Genomic DNA, 14,772 nt, shown 5'->3' with positions numbered 1-14,772 from the left:
GGGGCTGTCGTCAGGCCTCGAGCTTGTAGCCCAGGCCCCGCACCGTCAGCAGGTACTTCGGGTTCGCGGGGTCGGGCTCGAGCTTGGCGCGCAGCCGCTTGACGTGGACGTCGAGGGTCTTGGTGTCCCCGACGTAGTCGGAGCCCCACACGCGGTCGATCAGCTGCGCCCGCGTGAGCACCCGGCCGGCGTTGCGCAGCAGGAACTCGAGCAGGTCGAACTCCTTGAGCGGCAGCGCCACCTCCTCGCCGTCCACGGCGACGACGTGCCGCTCGACGTCCATCCGCACCGGCCCGGCGGCCAGCACGCCCTCCGCCGGGGTGGCGTCGGCCACCTCCCCCCGGCGCCGCAGCACCGCGCGGATGCGGGCGACGAGCTCGCGTGCCGAGTACGGCTTGGTGACGTAGTCGTCGGCGCCCAGCTCCAGGCCGACGACCTTGTCGATCTCGGCGTCCTTGGCGGTGAGCATGATGATCGGCACGTTGCCGCGGGCCCGCAGCGCCCGGCACACCTCGGTGCCCGGCAGGCCGGGCAGCATCAGGTCGAGCAGCACGATGTCCGCGCCACCGCGGTCGTACTCCGCGAGTGCGTCGGGCCCCGTGGCGGCCACGACGGTCTCGTAGCCCTCCCGCCGCAGCATGTAGGACAGCGCGTCGGAGAAGGACTCCTCGTCCTCGACGACCAGGACACGGCTCATGAACGCTCGGTCTCCAGATTCTGGGGGGCAGGAACGGTGGACGGCTCCGCCGTCGGGTGGTCGGACGGGCCGGCGAGCGGGATGCGCAGGGTGAACGTCGAGCCCAGCCCCTCCTCGCTCCAGACCGTCACCGAACCACCGTGGTTGCTCGCGACGTGCTTGACGATGGCCAGACCCAGCCCGGTGCCACCGGTGCTGCTGGCCCGGGACTGGTCCACCCGGTAGAAGCGCTCGAACACCCGTTGCCGGTCGGCGCGCGGGATGCCGATGCCGCTGTCGGTGACGGCGATCTCGGCGAAGCCTCCCCTGGCGCGGGCCGCGACGGCCACCCGGCTGCTGCCGGTGCTGTAGGCCACCGCGTTGGCCAGCAGGTTCGTGACCGCGGTGACCAGCTGGCTCTCCACGCCGCGCACGACCAGGTCGGGCTCGCCGCCGAGCACGATCTCCAGCTGCTTGGCACGGGCCGCCGTCCGGGTGCGGTCCACGGCCTCGCCGAGCACGCGGTCCACCTCCACCGGCACCAGATCGGGCAGCGGCTCGCCGCCCTGCAGGCGGGAGAGGTCGATCAGCTCGCGCACCAGCCGGCCGAGCCGGTCGGCCTCGTGGGCCATCCGCGCGGCGAACCGCTGCACCGCCTCCGGGTCGTCGGCCGCGCCCTCGATCGCCTCGGCCAGCAGCGCGAGGGCGCCCACCGGCGTCTTCAGCTCGTGACCCACGTTGGCGACGAAGTCGCGGCGGACCGCCTCCACCCGCCGTGCCTCCGTCACGTCCTGGAGCACCAGGGCCACCGGGCCGGGTGGCGCCGCGGTGTCGCCGTCCAGCCGGACGCCGTGCACCCCCACGAGCCGCGGACCGGAGCCGACCAGGTCGCCGGGCAGCCGGACGTCGGAGCGACGGGCGCCGCCGCTGCGGACCGTGCGGGCCAGCGCGAGCAGGTCCGGCACCAGCAGCCGGGTGCCGCGCACGATGCCGAGCGCCCGGGCGGCGGGGTTGGCCAGCAGGACGGAGTCGTCGATGCCGACGACCACGACCGCCGGGTCCATCAGGTCCACCAGGCGCCGCGCCAGCGCGGCCTCGGGCGGCGGCACGTCGGCACCGTCGAGGGCGCGGCGCCCTCTGTCCGGGCGGGAGCGGATGATGACTGCGGCGGCCACCACCCCACCCAGGAGGAGGCCGACCACCAGGGCGACCAGTGGGCTCACGGCCAAGATCGTAGGTCCGCGGCGGCCGGGGGACAGCAACCGGCGAGAGGTTCACCGCTCCGACGGGTCACTGTTCACCGCTCGGAAGGCCGGAGTTCACCCCGCGGCGGCCGGTCCGGCCCCCGGTCCGCCTACTGTCGCCAGGGAATCACGACGAGAGGACGACCGTGCGGGACAGCTACCGCGAGGAGCTCGACGACATCAACGACTGCCTGGTGGCCATGGCCAACTCGGTGGGCTCGGCGATGGGGACCGCGACGACCGCGCTGCTCGACGCCGACGTCGCCCTGGCAGACCTGGTGATCGCCGGCGACCAGGAGATCGACGCCACCCGGGAGAGCATCGAGCAGCGCTGCTTCACGCTGCTCGCCCGCCAGCAGCCGGTGGCGGGTGACCTGCGGGTCATCACCACCGCCATGCGCATCGTCAGCGACCTCGAGCGCATGGGCGACCTCGCCGAGCACATCGCGAAGGTCGCCCGGATGCGGTTCCCCGACCACGCCGTGCCGCAGGACGTCCGCCCGGCGTTCCTGGAGGCCGGCCAGGTCGCCGAGCTGCTCATCACCAAGGCCGCCACGGTCATCGCCAAGCGCGACCTCGACGCCGCCCGCGAGCTCGAGACCGACGACGACGACATGGACCAGATCCACCGCGGGCTGTTCCGCCAGCTGCTGTCCGACGACTGGCCGCACGGGATCGAGACGGCCATCGACATCACGCTGCTCGGCCGCTACTACGAGCGCTTCGCCGACCACGCGGTCAGCGTCGCCCGCCGGGTGGTCTACCTGGTCACCGGCGAGCGCTACCCGGTGTGATCTGTCGTCCTCCGGACGACACCGCGTGATCTGTCGTCCTCCGGACGACACCGCGTGATCTGTCGTCCTCCGGACGACACCGCGTGATCTGTCGTCCTCCGGACGACACCGCGGCCAGGCGCCCCTGCTGAGCTGAGCCGTTGCGTCGCGCCTGCGCGGACCCTTCCGGGGGCCCCTCGGCGCGACGACGCGTGCGTGCGTCGGGGCTACTTCTTGCCCTGGTTCTTGACGGCCTCGATGGCGGCTGCGGCCGCCTCGGGGTCGAGGTACTCACCACCGGGCTTCGTCGGGCGCAGGTCGGCGTCGAGGTCGTAGCGCAGCGGCACCCCGGTGGGGATGTTCAGGCCCACGACGTCGGCCTCGCTCATCCCGTCCAGGTGCTTCACCAGCGCGCGCAGGCTGTTGCCGTGCGCCGCGACCAGCACCGTCTGGCCCAGGCGCAGGTCGGGGACGATCGCGTCGTACCAGTAGGGCAGCATCCGGACGACGACGTCGGCCAGGCACTCGGTCGCCGGGCGGGCCTCGGGCGGCAGGAACGAGTAGCGGGCGTCCCCGTCCTGGGAGAACTCGCTGCCCGCCTCGATGGGCGGCGGCGGGGTGTCGTAGGACCGGCGCCACGTCATGAACTGCTCCTCGCCGTACTCGGCGAGGGTGGCGGCCTTGTCCTTGCCCTGGAGCGCGCCGTAGTGCCGCTCGTTGAGCCGCCAGGAGCGGTGTACCGGGATCCACTGCCGGTCGGCCTCGTGCAGGGCCAGCTCGGCGGTCATGATCGCCCGCCGCAGCAGCGAGGTGTGCGACACGTCGGGCAGCAACCCGTGCTCGGCCATGAGCCGCCCGCCGCGCGCCGCCTCCTCGCGCCCCTGGTCCGTGAGCGGCACGTCCACCCAGCCGGTGAAGAGGTTGGCCTTGTTCCACTCGCTCTCGCCGTGGCGGAGCAGCACCAGGGTTCCCGGGGAGGTCGTCACGGCGATCATCCTGCCCGACGGCGCCGGAGCGGGCAGCAGGGCGGTCGGGCGGGGGCGACCGCGCGCCCGCCGTCGGCCACCGGGTCACTGCGCGGCCGGGGGCTCCCGTCTCGGCCGGCCGGGCAGCCAGGTCAGCACCACCGCCGCCGCGATCAGGGTGGCCGCGGCCGTGCCGATCGCCGTCAGGTGCATCGCCGTCACGAAGGCGTCCCGGGCCGGTCCGGCCACCGCGGCGGCGGCCTCGGCGACCTCCGGTGTGCCCTCGGCCTGCGCCCGGCGGACCGCGTCCAGCGTGGCGACGATCGACTGCCGGGCGTCGTCGCGCGCGCCGGCGGGCAGGCTGTCGGCCGTGGCGCCGAGCTGCGCGGCGTAGGTGGTGGCCAGCAGCGAGCCGAGGATGGCGACGCCGAGCGCCCCACCCACCTGGCGGACGGAGTTGTTGACCGCCGCCCCGGCACCGGCCTTGTCGCGCGGCACCACGGACATGATCGACTCGGTCGCGGGCGCCATGACCGCCCCCATGCCGAGGCCCTGGACCGACAGCACCGTCAGCAGCAGCCACACCGGTGAGGTCAGGTCCAGCAGCTGCACGCCGAGGAACGACAGGGTGATGAGCAGGAAGCCGGTGGCGCAGACGGCCTTGGCGCCGAAGCGCTCGGCCAGGCCGGAACTGCGCGGGGCCATCAGGGCCATGCCCAGGGCGACCGGGATCAGCGCCGCGCCGCTCTGCAGGGGCGAGTAGCCGCGGACGCCCTGGAGGTAGAAGACCAGGTAGAAGGTGGCGCCGAGGAGGGCGAAGAAGTTCAGCCCGAGAGCGGCCGCGGCCGCGGAGAACGCCGGGTTGCGGAACAGCGAGACGTCCAGCGCCGGGTGCGCGGAACGGCGCTGCAGCCAGACGAACAGGGCCAGCAGGACCAGGCCGCCGAGCAGCGGCACGAGGACGCCGGGCGTCGTCCACCCGGCTCCGCTGCCGCCATGGATGATCCCGTAGACGAGGCCGGCGAGGGCGACGATCGACAGCAGCACGCCGGGGACGTCCAGCCGCCCGGGGTGGGGGTCCTTCGACTCGGGGACGAAGACGAGCACGGCGACGATGCCGAGCAGCGCCACCGGCACCCCGATGAGGAAGACCGCGCCCCACCAGAAGTGCTCGAGGACCGCACCGCCCGCCAGCGGGCCGCCGGCGACCGCGATCCCCGCCGTCCCCGCCCAGACGCCGATCGCCCGGCCCCGCTCCCGGGCGGGGAACACGTTGGTGATGACCGCCAGCGTCGTCGGCTGGACCGCCGCGCCGCCGATGCCCATCACCGCCCGCCATGCGATGAGCTCCCCGGCGCTGCCGCTCGACGCGGCGAGCACCGAGCCCACGGCGAAGATGCCCAACCCGATCAGCAGCACCCGCCGGCGGCCGATCCGGTCGCCGACGACGCCCCAGGAGAACAGCAGCCCGGCGAACACGAGGATGTAGGCGTCGACCACCCACTGGAGCTCGCCCTGGCTGGCGTCGAGCTCCCGCTGCAGCGTCGGGAGGGCGACGTTGAGGATCGTGTTGCCCATGATCACGACGAGCAGGCAGACGGTCATGGTGGCGAGCACCCACCACCGGCGCTCGTAGCCGGGACCCCGCTCCTCGCCGGGCGCGACGGCGCCCGGCTGCGACTTGTCCGTCGCGGTCACGCCCCGGGGGCCGGGTCGTCGTCGGCGGAGCCCTCGCCCGCGCGGGGCGAGGACTGGACGAAGGCGGCGAACGCCTCCAGGTTGCGCAGGGACTCCCCGCGCTTCACCCGCCACTCCCACTCCCGGCGGATCGAGGTGCCGAACCCGATCTCCAGCATCGTGTTGAAGTGGTCGTCGGCGTAGCTGAGCACCGCTCCGAGGACCCGGTCGAGCTCCTCGGGCGTGACGGCGGCGTGCGGCAGCCGGCCGGTCAGGTAGACGTCGCCCACCGAGTCGATCGAGTAGGCGACCCCGTACATGCGCGCGTTGTGCTGCAGCAGGTAGGTCCACAGCTGCTCGCGGTTCTCGTCGGGCTGGCGGCAGACGAAGGCCTCCACGCGCAGCGCGTGCTCGCCCACGATCAGGCCGCAGACCGTCTTCAGCTTCTTGGTGCCGGGGAGGTCCACCAGCCAGGTGCCGGCCCGGGGGTGCTCGTGCACCAGCTCGCTGTCCCGGAGGGTCTGCTCGATGAGGACGTCCAGCTCCTCGATCGCCCGGCTCACCGGGCCACCCCGAGCCCGGGCAGCGCCCGCAGGGGGCCGGCGCGCCGGTCCCGCAGCGGCCAGGCCTGCGCGGCCGCCATCTCCGCCGCGGCCGAGACGTAGGCGTCGACGAGGGCGTCGGCCGTGCGGTCCCAGGAGAAGCGGGCGGCGTGCCGGCGGGCACCGGCGGCGAGCAGCTCCCGGCGGGCCAGCACCGCCCGGACCGCGGCCGCGTAGTCGACCGGGTCGTGGCCGTCGACCAGGACCCCGGAGACGCCGTCGCGGACCGCCGTCGGCAACCCGCCGACGGCGGCGGCGACGACCGGGGTGCCGCAGGCCTGCGACTCCAGCGCCACGAGGCCGAAGGACTCGTTGTGGCTGGGCACCACCGTGACGTCGGCGGCGCGGTAGAACTCGGCCAGCCGGTCCGGCGGCTGGGGCGGGTGGAACCGGACCAGGTCGCCGATGCCGAGCGAGCCGGCCAGCTGCTCGAGCTGCCGCGGCGCCTCCAGCCCCGAGCCGCTGGGCGCGCCGACCACGTGCACCTCCAGGCGGGCGCGCAGGCCAGGGTCCGCGGCCAGCATCCGCGCGGCGCCGGCCAGCAGCACGTCGGGCGCCTTGAGGGGCTGGATCCGGCCGACGAAGAGCAGGACGACGGCGTCCTGCGCCATCCCGGTCGCCCGGCGGGCCGCGGTCCGGCTGCCGGGGGTGAACCGGTCGAGGTCCACACCGGGCGGTACGACCAGCGTGCGGGCGGGGTCGGCCCCGTACAGGCGCACCAGCTGGCGGGCCTCCTCGTCGGTGTTGGCGATCAGCCGGTCGGCCTCGGCCACCACCTGTTCCTCGCCGATGACCCGGGCCCGGGGCTCCGGGCGGTCCCCGGCGGCCAGGGCCTCGTTCTTCACCTTGGCCAGGGTGTGCGCGGTGTGCACCAGGGGCACGCTCCACCGGTCCCGGGCCAGCCAGCCCACCTGGCCGGAGAGCCAGTAGTGCGAGTGCACGACGTCGTAGTAACCGGGCTCGTGCTGGGCCTCCTCGCGCAGCACCGCAGCGGTGAAGGCGCACAGCTGCGCGGGCAGCTCCTCCTTGCCGAGGCCCTCGAAGGGGCCGGCGCTCACGTGCCGCACGGTGACGCCGGGGCTCATCTCCACCACGGGCGGCAGGTCGCTGGAGGTGGCGCGGGTGAAGACGTCGACGGCGATGCCGCGGGCGGCCAGCCGGCGGGACACCTCGACGATGTAGACGTTCATGCCGCCGGCGTCACCGGCGCCGGGCTGGTCCAGCGGGCTGGTGTGCACCGAGAGGGTGGCCACCCGGGCGGGCAGACCGGACCGGGAGGGGCGACGAGCGGGCACGTGGACCTCCGCTCTGCTCCCGCGAGGGTCCGGAACGGCACCCCTGTCGGTCCCCCATCCTGCAACAGCGCCAGGATGGGCACATGTCAGGTCCCTCACGTCCTGCCCCTCCGGGGTACCGCTCGCTGCCCGGGACGGGCCGCACCGCCGTCGTCACCGGCGCCTCCAGCGGCATCGGCGCGGCGACGGCCGCCCGGCTCGCCGCCGAGGGCTTCGACGTGGTCGTCGGGGCCCGCCGCACCGACCGGCTGGCCGCCCTCGCCGAGTCGATCGGCGCCCGTGCCCTCCCCCTGGACGTCACCGACGCCGGGTCGGTGGCGGCGTTCGCCGACGCCCTGGACCGGGTGGACGTGCTGGTCAACAACGCGGGCGGGGCGTTCGACGCCAACCCGGTGGCCGACGCCGACCTCGACTCCTGGGCGCGCACCTACGACGTCAACGTGCTCGGCACCGTCCGGGTGACCACGGCGCTGCTGCCCGCGCTGCGGGCCTCGGGCGCCGGCGACCTGCTCTTCGTGGGCTCGACCGCCGGCCTGATCTCCTACGAGGGCGGGGCGTCGTACACGGCCGCCAAGCACGGGGTGCACACGCTGGTCGAGACGCTGCGCCTGGAGCTCGTGGGCGAGCCGGTCCGGGTGATCGAGATCGCACCCGGGATGGTGCGCACCGACGAGTTCTCGCTGAACCGGCTGGGCTCCGCCGACGCCGCCGACGCGGTGTACCGCGGGGTGCGCGAGCCGCTGGTCGCCGAGGACGTCGCCGACTGCATCGCCTGGGCGGTGACCCGGCCGCACCACGTGAACGTGGACCTGATGGTCGTGCGGCCGCGCGCCCAGGCGGCCCAGCACAAGGTGGCCCGGGACGGATGACCGGGCCCGTGCGCATCCGGGAGGCGACCGACGGCGACTGGCCGGCCATCCACCCCATCTTCCGCGCGGTCGTCGACGCCGGGGAGACCTACACCTACCCTGCGGGGCTGACGTCCGACGAGGCGCGGGCGCTGTGGATGGAGCCGCCGCCGGGGCGCACGGTGGTGGCCGTCGACGGCGACCGCGTCCTGGGCGCCGCCAAGGCCGGGCCCAACCGGCCGGGCCGCGGCTCGCACGTGGCGACGGCGAGCTTCATGGTCGATCCGGCGGCGCAGGGCCGGGGCGTGGGGCGGGCCCTCGGCGAGCACGTCGTCGGCTGGGCGCGCGCGGCCGGCTACCGCGCGGTGCAGTTCAACGCCGTCGTCGAGACCAACACCGGCGCGGTGGCGCTGTGGCGGTCACTGGGCTTCCGCGTCGTCGGCACGGTGCCCGGGGCCTTCGCGCACCCCGAGCACGGCTACGTCGGGCTGCACGTGATGCACCTGGACCTCACCGCCGGCTGAGCTCGGGGACGGTCGGCTCGCGGTCGAGGGTGACGCCGAACTTCTCCTCGACCGTGGCGACGACCTTCCCGGCGAAGGCGAGCAGCTCGGCAGCCGTCGCGCCGTCCTCGGTGGTGAGCGCCAGGCTGTGCCGCGACGACGTCCCGACCCGCCCGTCGCGGGTGCCGCGGCCGAAGCCGGCGTGCTGCACCAGCCAGGCGGCGCTGAGCTTCACCGCGCCGTCCCCGGCGGGCCAGCTCGGGCAGCCCTCGACGGCGCGCGCCGCGGGCACGATCGGGTTGGTGAAGAACGACCCGGCGCTGCGGCTGTCGGGATCGGCCGGGTCCCAGACCATCCCCTTGCCCCGGCGCAGCGCCAGGACGGCGGCGCGGACCTCGGCCAGCGGCGCCGGCTGCCCGATCTCGACGCCGAGGCGGCGGGCGAGCTCCGCGTACCCGACCGGCCGGGACAGCTCGCCGGGGTCGAGCGCGAAGGTCACGTCGAGGACGACGAAGCGGCCGGGCTCGCGCTTGAGCCGGCTGTCGCGGTAGGCGAAGCCGCACTCGGCGGGGGCGAGGGACCGCTCGGTCTTCTCGGCGCGGTCGTACACCCGGACGGCGGTGATCGTCTGGGCGACCTCCTGGCCGTAGGCGCCGACGTTCTGCACCGGCGTCGCCCCGGTGGAGCCGGGGATGCCGGACAGCGCCTCCATGCCGGCCAGCCGGGCGGCGACCGTGTGCGCGACGAGGCCGTCCCAGTCCTCCCCCGCCTGCACCGTCAGCCGGTCCCCGCTCCGCTCGATGCCCCGGGTGCGGACGGCGACGACGTCACCGGGCCAGCCCTCGTCCGGCGCGATGAGGTTGGACCCTCCCCCGACGAGCAGCAGCGGGCGGCCGGCCTCGTCGGCGTCGCGCACCGCCGCCACCAGCTCGGCGGCGGTCTCCACCTCGACCAGCCGCTCGGCGGGGCCGCCGACGGCGAGGGTGGTCAGCTCGGCCAGCGGGACGTCGGATCGCACCTGCACGGGTCGACGGTAGCCGGGACTAGGCTTCCGGCCGGTGAGCGAGGCGGGCAACGAGCACAAGCGCCGGGCCTCGCTGTCCCCTCAGCAGCCCCGCAGGGCCCCCCGGCTGGCCGCCGGCCGGGCACGGGCGCTGGGCCTGCCCACCCGCGGCACGACGAACGCCAACCGGCTGCGGCGGGTCGACCGCTGGCTGGTGGCCACCCAGGTGCCGCGGCTGCGCGACTCGGCGCGGCCGCTCGTCGTCGACCTGGGCTACGGGTCCTCCGCCGTCACCACCCTGGAGCTGGTGGAGCGGCTCGGGCCCGAGGTCGACGGCCTGGAGGTCGTGGGCCTGGAGATCGACCCGGAGCGGGTGGCGGCGGTGGCGGCCGACCGGGATCCGCCGCGGGTGGACTTCCGGGTGGGCGGCTTCGAGCTGGCCGGGCTGCAGCCGGTGCTGGTGCGCGCGTTCAACGTGCTGCGCCAGTACGACGAGGAGTCCGCCGCCCACGCCTGGGACACGATGCGCGGGGCGCTGGCCCCGGGCGGGCTGGTCGTCGAGGGCACCTGCGACGAGTGGGGCCGCCGCTCGGCGTGGGTGGCGCTGGACGCCGACGGCCCGCTCACCCTCACGCTGGCCGCCCGGGTGTCCGACATCGCCACGCCGTCGGACCTCGCCGAGCGGCTGCCCAAGGCGCTGATCCACCACAACGTGCCGGGGCAGCCGGTGCACTCGTTCCTGCGCGCCTTCGACGCCGCCTGGGCCGCCGCGGCCGGGATGAGCGCGTTCGGCCCCCGGCAGCGGTGGACCGCGGCGGTGGAGGCGCTGGGCGAGCAGGGCTGGCCGCTGGTGGGCTACAGCCGCCGCTGGCGGCACGGCGAGGTGACCGTGCGCTGGTCGGCGGTCGCGCCGACCTGACGGACCCGACGCCGTTCCTGGCCGAGCTCAGGCTCCCGGGACGCGCACCCGGTCCAGGACTGCGTCCAGCATGGCGACCTGTTCCTTCTTCGGTGCGGTGCGCGGGTGGAGCGCCGCCTGGATGCTCAGCCCGTCCATCAGCACGTGCAGTTCGTGCACGACCGCGTCGACGTCGACGTCGGGCTTCAGCTCCCCCTGGTCGCGCGCCTCGGTGAGACGGATGCGCAGCTTCCGGCGGAAGCTCTCCACCTCGTTGGTGTACACCTCGATCAGCCGGGGGTTGCCGACCGCCTGCCCCCAGAAGCTGACCTCGATGACGGCCAGGAAGCGGCGCCGCTCGTCGAGCGGCAGGCACTCCAGCATGTACTGGCGCAGGGACGCCAGACCGGTCAGCTTGGGGTCCACGCGCACGTGCACCTCGGCGTGCGCGGCCAGCATCGCGGAGGCCATGATGTCGGCCTTGTCCTTGAAGTAGTGCGCGAGGATCCCGCTGGAGCAGTTGGCCTCCCGGGCGATCTCCCGGGTGGTCGCGTTGGCGATGCCCTCCCGGGCGATGACGCGCCAGGTCGCCTCGATGACGGCCTGCCGGCGTTCGTTGTGGTCGACGATCTTTGGCAAGGGTGCCCCCTCGGACTGGTTCCGCGCCGATTCGGTGGGGAGTGGGGGCGCGCCCGTGATCTGCGACCGATTCTGCCGTTTCTCCACGGGGGCGGGGCGCGCAGGCCCGGATGCGCCCGCAGGATGAACTCGCACGAGGGACAGAGAACCGAACCACTTGAGCTCGGGACCACCGGTCCCGTTGGATCCTGCACCGACGGCGACCCGACCAGGGCCGCAGGATCAGGTCAGGGGCGGCCAGCGGTCCACGAGCGACAGGTGCTGTTCGAGCACGTGCGCGAACAGCAGCAGGTCGATGTCGCGGTTCCGCCGTCCGACGATCTGCACGCCGACCGGGAGACCGGCCGCGGTCCACCCGCAGGGGATGCTGATCGCCGGCTGGCCGGTCAGGTTGAACGGGTTGACCGCGTAGGACCGTCCCATGCCCGGCGGCAGCGGCGTGCCGTCGATCTCCCGCAGGCCGGGACCCGGTTCCGCGGACCACGCCTCGAGCGGCATGGCCGGCGTGACGAGGAAGTCGATCTGCTCGAAGAGGGTCCGGGCGACGTCGTAGAGGGCGCCCCGCTGGATCTCCGCGGTCTTGAGATCGACCGCCGAGAACGACCTGCCGACCGAGATCAGCTGCATCAGGGTGTCCTCGACCCACTCCGGGTTGCGGTCGGCGTACGGCCCGATCCCGGCGGCGATCTGGCTCGTGTAGATGATCCGGTGGAAGGTGCTGGGGTCGTCCCAGCCGGGGGCCTTCTCCTCGACCTGGCAGCCGAGCTCCTCCAGCGACTGCACCGCGCCCGCGACGATGCGTGCCACCTCCGCACTGACGACCCCGTACCCCAGATCCGGGCTCCACCGGACCTTGCGGCCGGCGAGCGGACGCGCTGACCGCGGCGGCGGCACGAACTCTTCCAGGTCGGACGTGAGCGACATGGCGTCCCGGTCGTCGTTCCCGGCCATCACCGCGGTCATGAGCGCGGCGTCGGCGACGGTGCGGGTGAGGGGACCGTTGTGCGTGCGGTGCGACCAGTACTCACGGCCGGGGTGCACGGGGATGCGCCCGAAGGAGGGCTTGAAGCCGACGACCCCGCACAGCGCCGCCGGGATGCGGATCGACCCGGCCCCGTCCGACCCCTGCGCCAGGGCGCCCATCCCGGCGGCGACGGCGGCCGCTGCGCCGCCCGAGGATCCACCGACCGTGCGCGTGCGGTCCCACGGGTTGACGGTCGTCTCGGCGACCAGGTTGTCCGCCATGTCCTTGTAGCCGAAGTGCGGGGTGTTCGTCTTGCCCAGCAGGACGCCCCCGCTGGCGCGCAGCCGACCGGCCACGACGCTGTCGGTCTCGGGGACGTTGTCGGTGAAGAACGTCGACCCCAGCGTCGTCCGGATGCCCGCGGTGTTCTCCAGGTCCTTGATCGAGTAGGGGATGCCGTCCATGGGTCCGAGCAGCTCATCTCGCGCGGCCCGCTCGGTCGCAGCGGCGGCCTCGGCCCGCGCGAGGTCGTCGGTGATGGTGATGAACGCGTGGATCGTCGGCTCGACGGTGTCCATCCGGCCCAGGACCGAGTCCAGGACCTCGGTCGGCGAGACCGACTTCGACCGGATCATCCCGGCCAGCTCCGTCGCCGACGTCGCCCACAGCTCGGGATCGCTCACGTGCACTCCTCTCGTCGTGCCGCGCGGCGGTCCGAGCGGCGAAAGCCGGCCGACCGCTAGTCGACGCTCGACACCGATGCGGCGCGGCGGCGGCGTTCTTCCTTGGCCTGCTTCTTGCGGATCCGCTCGAGCTCCAGGACCGCGCGGGCACGCTGGTCGATCAGGCCTCGTGCTCCGTCTCCCACCAGGTTCAGCGCCAGCACGCTGATCACGATGGCCAGGCCCGGGAAGATCATGAATCCCGGGGCCAGCGTGATGAAGGTGCGCGCCTCGCCGATCATGTTTCCCCAGGTCGGGGTGGGGGGCTGGACGCCGAGACCGAGGAAGCTGAGCGCGGCGTCGGCTAGCAGCGCCGAGGCGAACACGAAGACCCCCTGCACCAGGATCGCCGGAGCTGCGTTGGGCAGGATGTGGGCCAGCAGGATCCTGGGTCCCGAGACGCCCGCCGCCCGTGCGGCGGTGACGTAGCCGCGTTCCCGCAGGGTGAGCACGCGGCTGCGCACCACCCGGGCCACGTAGGGGATGAAGACGATACCCAGGGCGATGATCTGGCTCCAGATGCCCGACCTCAGGGAGACGACCAGCGCGATCGCGAGCACGATCGCCGGGAAGGCCAGCAGGGCGTCCATCAGACGCATCAGGACCCCGGCGGACCGCTCGTAGAAGCCGGCCACGGCGCCGACCAGGGTGCCCAGTACCACCGCCACGACGGTGATCAGGGCGCCCAGGCCCAGCGAGACCCGCCCCGCGGAGACGACCCGGGAGAGCAGGTCGCGTCCGTACTCGTCGGTGCCGAGCAGGTGCCCCGCCGACGGCGGCGCCAACCGGTTGGCCGGCTCGATGGCAGCGGGCGACTGGAGGAAGAACGGCCCGATGGCCGAGACCAGGATCATCAGCAGGAGGACGACCCCCCAGATGACGGCCGGCGCGTCCCGCCGCCACAGCCCCGACAGCCCGCTCCGCCAACCACTGAGCCGACCGCGCTTCGGCGGGGGCGGACCCTCGACCAGCCCGGGCTCCTCGTTCTTGACCAGGGCCGCTTCGACGCTCATCGGACGCGCACCCGCGGATCGGCGACCAGGTAGAGCAGGTCGGCGATGAGGTTCACCAGGACGTAGACCACCGCGATCATCAGGGTGACCCCGATGATCAACTGGTAGTCCCGTGACGTGATCCCGTTGTAGAGCAGCTGACCCCAACCGGGGATGGAGAACACGGTCTCGATCACGATCACCCCTCCCAGGACATTGCCGAAGCTGCTCCCGATCACCGTGATGGCGGGCAGCAGCGCGTTGGGGAGCGCGTGCCGGTAGAGCACTCCCCGTTCCTTGACGCCCTTGGCGCGCGCCGAGCGCAGGTAGAGGCCCAGCAGTTCCCCGGACATGCTCTCGCGCAGGGTGGCCACGAACAGCGCTGCCTGGTGCGAGACCAGCACGACGATCGGGAGCACGAGGTACTTGACCGCCTGCCCGGGGTCGGTGCCGAAGTCGACGTACCCGCTGGTCGGCAGGATCCGGAAGATGACGCCGAAGACCAGGACCAGGACCAGCGCCAACCAGAACGAGGGCATGGCCAGGCCGAAAGCGGTGACCGGCGTCACCAGCCGGGCCCAGAGCGACCGCGGCTTCGCCGCGGCGTGGATCGCCAGCGGAACGGCGATCGCCGCGCTGATCACCGTGCTGCCCAGCGCCAGCAGGATGGTCGGCATGATGTGATCGAAGATCACCGGGAGCACAGGGCCCGAGAAGGCGATGGACTCCCCCATGTCACCCCGCACGAGGTTGCCGAGCCAGGTCACGTACTGGGTGAGCAGAGGCTGGTCCAGTCCCATCGACGCCGTGAGGTCCGCGATCTGCTCCTGGGTGGCGTACGGACCGAGCAACGCGATCGCCGGATTGCCCGGGATGAGGTGGATGATGAAGAACATCGCCGTTCCCACGAGGAACAGGACGATCACGAGATCCCGGATCCGTCTGAGAACCAGACCAGCCATCTACCGCTC

General features: G+C 73.6%; 15 protein-coding genes. 4 read left to right on the top strand and 11 right to left on the bottom strand.

Features of this window, described 5'->3' with window-relative positions; all coding sequences use genetic code 11:
• Positions 1-10: 10 nt before the first annotated feature.
• Positions 11-697 carry a response regulator transcription factor gene (locus O2W17_RS12230; protein ID WP_269192713.1) on the bottom strand — a complete coding sequence of 229 codons (687 nt, stop codon included), beginning with the start codon at positions 695-697 and terminating at the stop codon, positions 11-13.
• Positions 694-1,899 (bottom strand): sensor histidine kinase, encoded by a 1,206-nt coding sequence (locus O2W17_RS12225; RefSeq protein WP_269192712.1) that lies wholly within the window; start codon positions 1,897-1,899, stop codon positions 694-696. Before O2W17_RS12225 ends, O2W17_RS12230 begins: the two co-directional genes overlap by 4 nt.
• A 167-nt stretch (positions 1,900-2,066) precedes the next feature.
• On the opposite strand from O2W17_RS12225, the gene phoU reads away from it, so the two are divergent.
• Complete coding sequence (phoU, locus tag O2W17_RS12220; RefSeq protein WP_269192711.1) at positions 2,067-2,714, top strand: phosphate signaling complex protein PhoU; 648 nt, start codon at positions 2,067-2,069, stop codon at positions 2,712-2,714.
• 206 nt (positions 2,715-2,920) lie between these two features.
• Here the strand turns inward: phoU and O2W17_RS12215 are convergent, their stop codons facing one another.
• From O2W17_RS12215 to mshA, 4 genes are all read right to left on the bottom strand, one after another.
• Positions 2,921-3,688: a phosphoglyceromutase gene (locus tag O2W17_RS12215; protein WP_269192710.1), complete on the bottom strand. Its 768-nt coding sequence runs from the start codon at positions 3,686-3,688 to the stop codon at positions 2,921-2,923.
• A 75-nt stretch (positions 3,689-3,763) separates the two neighbouring features.
• Positions 3,764-5,356, bottom strand: a complete 1,593-nt coding sequence (locus O2W17_RS12210; RefSeq protein WP_269192709.1) for an MFS transporter — start codon at positions 5,354-5,356, stop codon at positions 3,764-3,766.
• Positions 5,353-5,898 carry a YbjN domain-containing protein gene (locus O2W17_RS12205; RefSeq protein WP_269192708.1) on the bottom strand — a complete coding sequence of 182 codons (546 nt, stop codon included), beginning with the start codon at positions 5,896-5,898 and terminating at the stop codon, positions 5,353-5,355. The genes O2W17_RS12210 and O2W17_RS12205 overlap by 4 nt, the downstream gene beginning before the upstream one ends.
• Complete coding sequence (gene mshA / locus O2W17_RS12200; RefSeq protein WP_269192707.1) at positions 5,895-7,232, bottom strand: D-inositol-3-phosphate glycosyltransferase; 1,338 nt, start codon at positions 7,230-7,232, stop codon at positions 5,895-5,897. Before mshA ends, O2W17_RS12205 begins: the two co-directional genes overlap by 4 nt.
• 83 nt (positions 7,233-7,315) lie before the next feature.
• On the opposite strand from mshA, the gene O2W17_RS12195 reads away from it, so the two are divergent.
• Together O2W17_RS12195 and O2W17_RS12190 are read left to right on the top strand one after the other, a co-directional pair.
• On the top strand, positions 7,316-8,101 hold the full coding sequence (locus O2W17_RS12195) for an SDR family oxidoreductase (RefSeq protein ID WP_269192706.1): 786 nt from the start codon (positions 7,316-7,318) through the stop codon (positions 8,099-8,101).
• Entirely contained in the window at positions 8,098-8,604 is a 507-nt protein-coding gene (locus tag O2W17_RS12190) for a GNAT family N-acetyltransferase (protein ID WP_269192705.1), read from the top strand. The genes O2W17_RS12195 and O2W17_RS12190 overlap by 4 nt, the downstream gene beginning before the upstream one ends.
• On the opposite strand, the gene O2W17_RS12185 is transcribed toward O2W17_RS12190, so the two are convergent.
• Positions 8,591-9,607: a UDP-N-acetylmuramate dehydrogenase gene (locus O2W17_RS12185; RefSeq protein ID WP_269192704.1), complete on the bottom strand. Its 1,017-nt coding sequence runs from the start codon at positions 9,605-9,607 to the stop codon at positions 8,591-8,593. The genes O2W17_RS12190 and O2W17_RS12185 overlap by 14 nt on opposite strands.
• 34 nt (positions 9,608-9,641) lie before the next feature.
• Here O2W17_RS12185 and O2W17_RS12180 point away from each other — a divergent pair, with 34 nt between their 5' ends.
• Positions 9,642-10,505, top strand: a complete 864-nt coding sequence (locus O2W17_RS12180) for a class I SAM-dependent methyltransferase (RefSeq protein ID WP_269192703.1) — start codon at positions 9,642-9,644, stop codon at positions 10,503-10,505.
• Between the two features lie 27 nt (positions 10,506-10,532).
• Here O2W17_RS12180 and O2W17_RS12175 read toward each other — a convergent pair whose 3' ends face one another.
• The 4 genes from O2W17_RS12175 to O2W17_RS12160 all read right to left on the bottom strand — a co-directional run bounded on the left by O2W17_RS12175 (position 10,533) and on the right by O2W17_RS12160 (position 14,763).
• Positions 10,533-11,123: a TetR/AcrR family transcriptional regulator gene (locus O2W17_RS12175; protein WP_269192702.1), complete on the bottom strand. Its 591-nt coding sequence runs from the start codon at positions 11,121-11,123 to the stop codon at positions 10,533-10,535.
• A 222-nt stretch (positions 11,124-11,345) separates the two neighbouring features.
• The gene (locus O2W17_RS12170; RefSeq protein WP_269192701.1) at positions 11,346-12,770 is read right to left on the bottom strand and encodes an amidase; all 1,425 of its coding nucleotides are present in this window, start codon (positions 12,768-12,770) and stop codon (positions 11,346-11,348) included.
• A 56-nt stretch (positions 12,771-12,826) separates the two neighbouring features.
• A complete protein-coding gene (locus O2W17_RS12165; RefSeq protein WP_269192700.1) occupies positions 12,827-13,822 on the bottom strand; it encodes an ABC transporter permease in 996 nt (331 codons plus the stop codon).
• Entirely contained in the window at positions 13,819-14,763 is a 945-nt protein-coding gene (locus O2W17_RS12160) for an ABC transporter permease (protein ID WP_269192699.1), read from the bottom strand. Before O2W17_RS12160 ends, O2W17_RS12165 begins: the two co-directional genes overlap by 4 nt.
• Between the last annotated feature and the right edge of the window lie 9 nt (positions 14,764-14,772).

The sequence above is a fragment of the Blastococcus sp. VKM Ac-2987 genome, assembly GCF_026967805.1.
In the GTDB taxonomy this organism is placed as follows: domain Bacteria; phylum Actinomycetota; class Actinomycetes; order Mycobacteriales; family Geodermatophilaceae; genus Blastococcus.
The sequence above is the reverse complement of the archived record's forward strand: the minus strand, read 5'-3'. Positions and strand labels throughout refer to the sequence as shown.

Bases quoted from the DNA above. Each gene is read 5' to 3' on its own strand.
- O2W17_RS12230 (WP_269192713.1), bottom strand. From the start codon at position 697: ATGAGCCGTGTCCTGGTCGTCGAGGACGAGGAGTCCTTCTCCGACGCG.
- O2W17_RS12215 (WP_269192710.1), bottom strand. From the start codon at position 3,688: ATGATCGCCGTGACGACCTCCCCGGGAACCCTGGTGCTGCTCCGCCAC.
- O2W17_RS12195 (WP_269192706.1), top strand. From the start codon at position 7,316: ATGTCAGGTCCCTCACGTCCTGCCCCTCCGGGGTACCGCTCGCTGCCC.
- O2W17_RS12190 (WP_269192705.1), top strand. From the start codon at position 8,098: ATGACCGGGCCCGTGCGCATCCGGGAGGCGACCGACGGCGACTGGCCG.
- O2W17_RS12165 (WP_269192700.1), bottom strand. From the start codon at position 13,822: ATGAGCGTCGAAGCGGCCCTGGTCAAGAACGAGGAGCCCGGGCTGGTC.
- O2W17_RS12160 (WP_269192699.1), bottom strand. From the start codon at position 14,763: ATGGCTGGTCTGGTTCTCAGACGGATCCGGGATCTCGTGATCGTCCTG.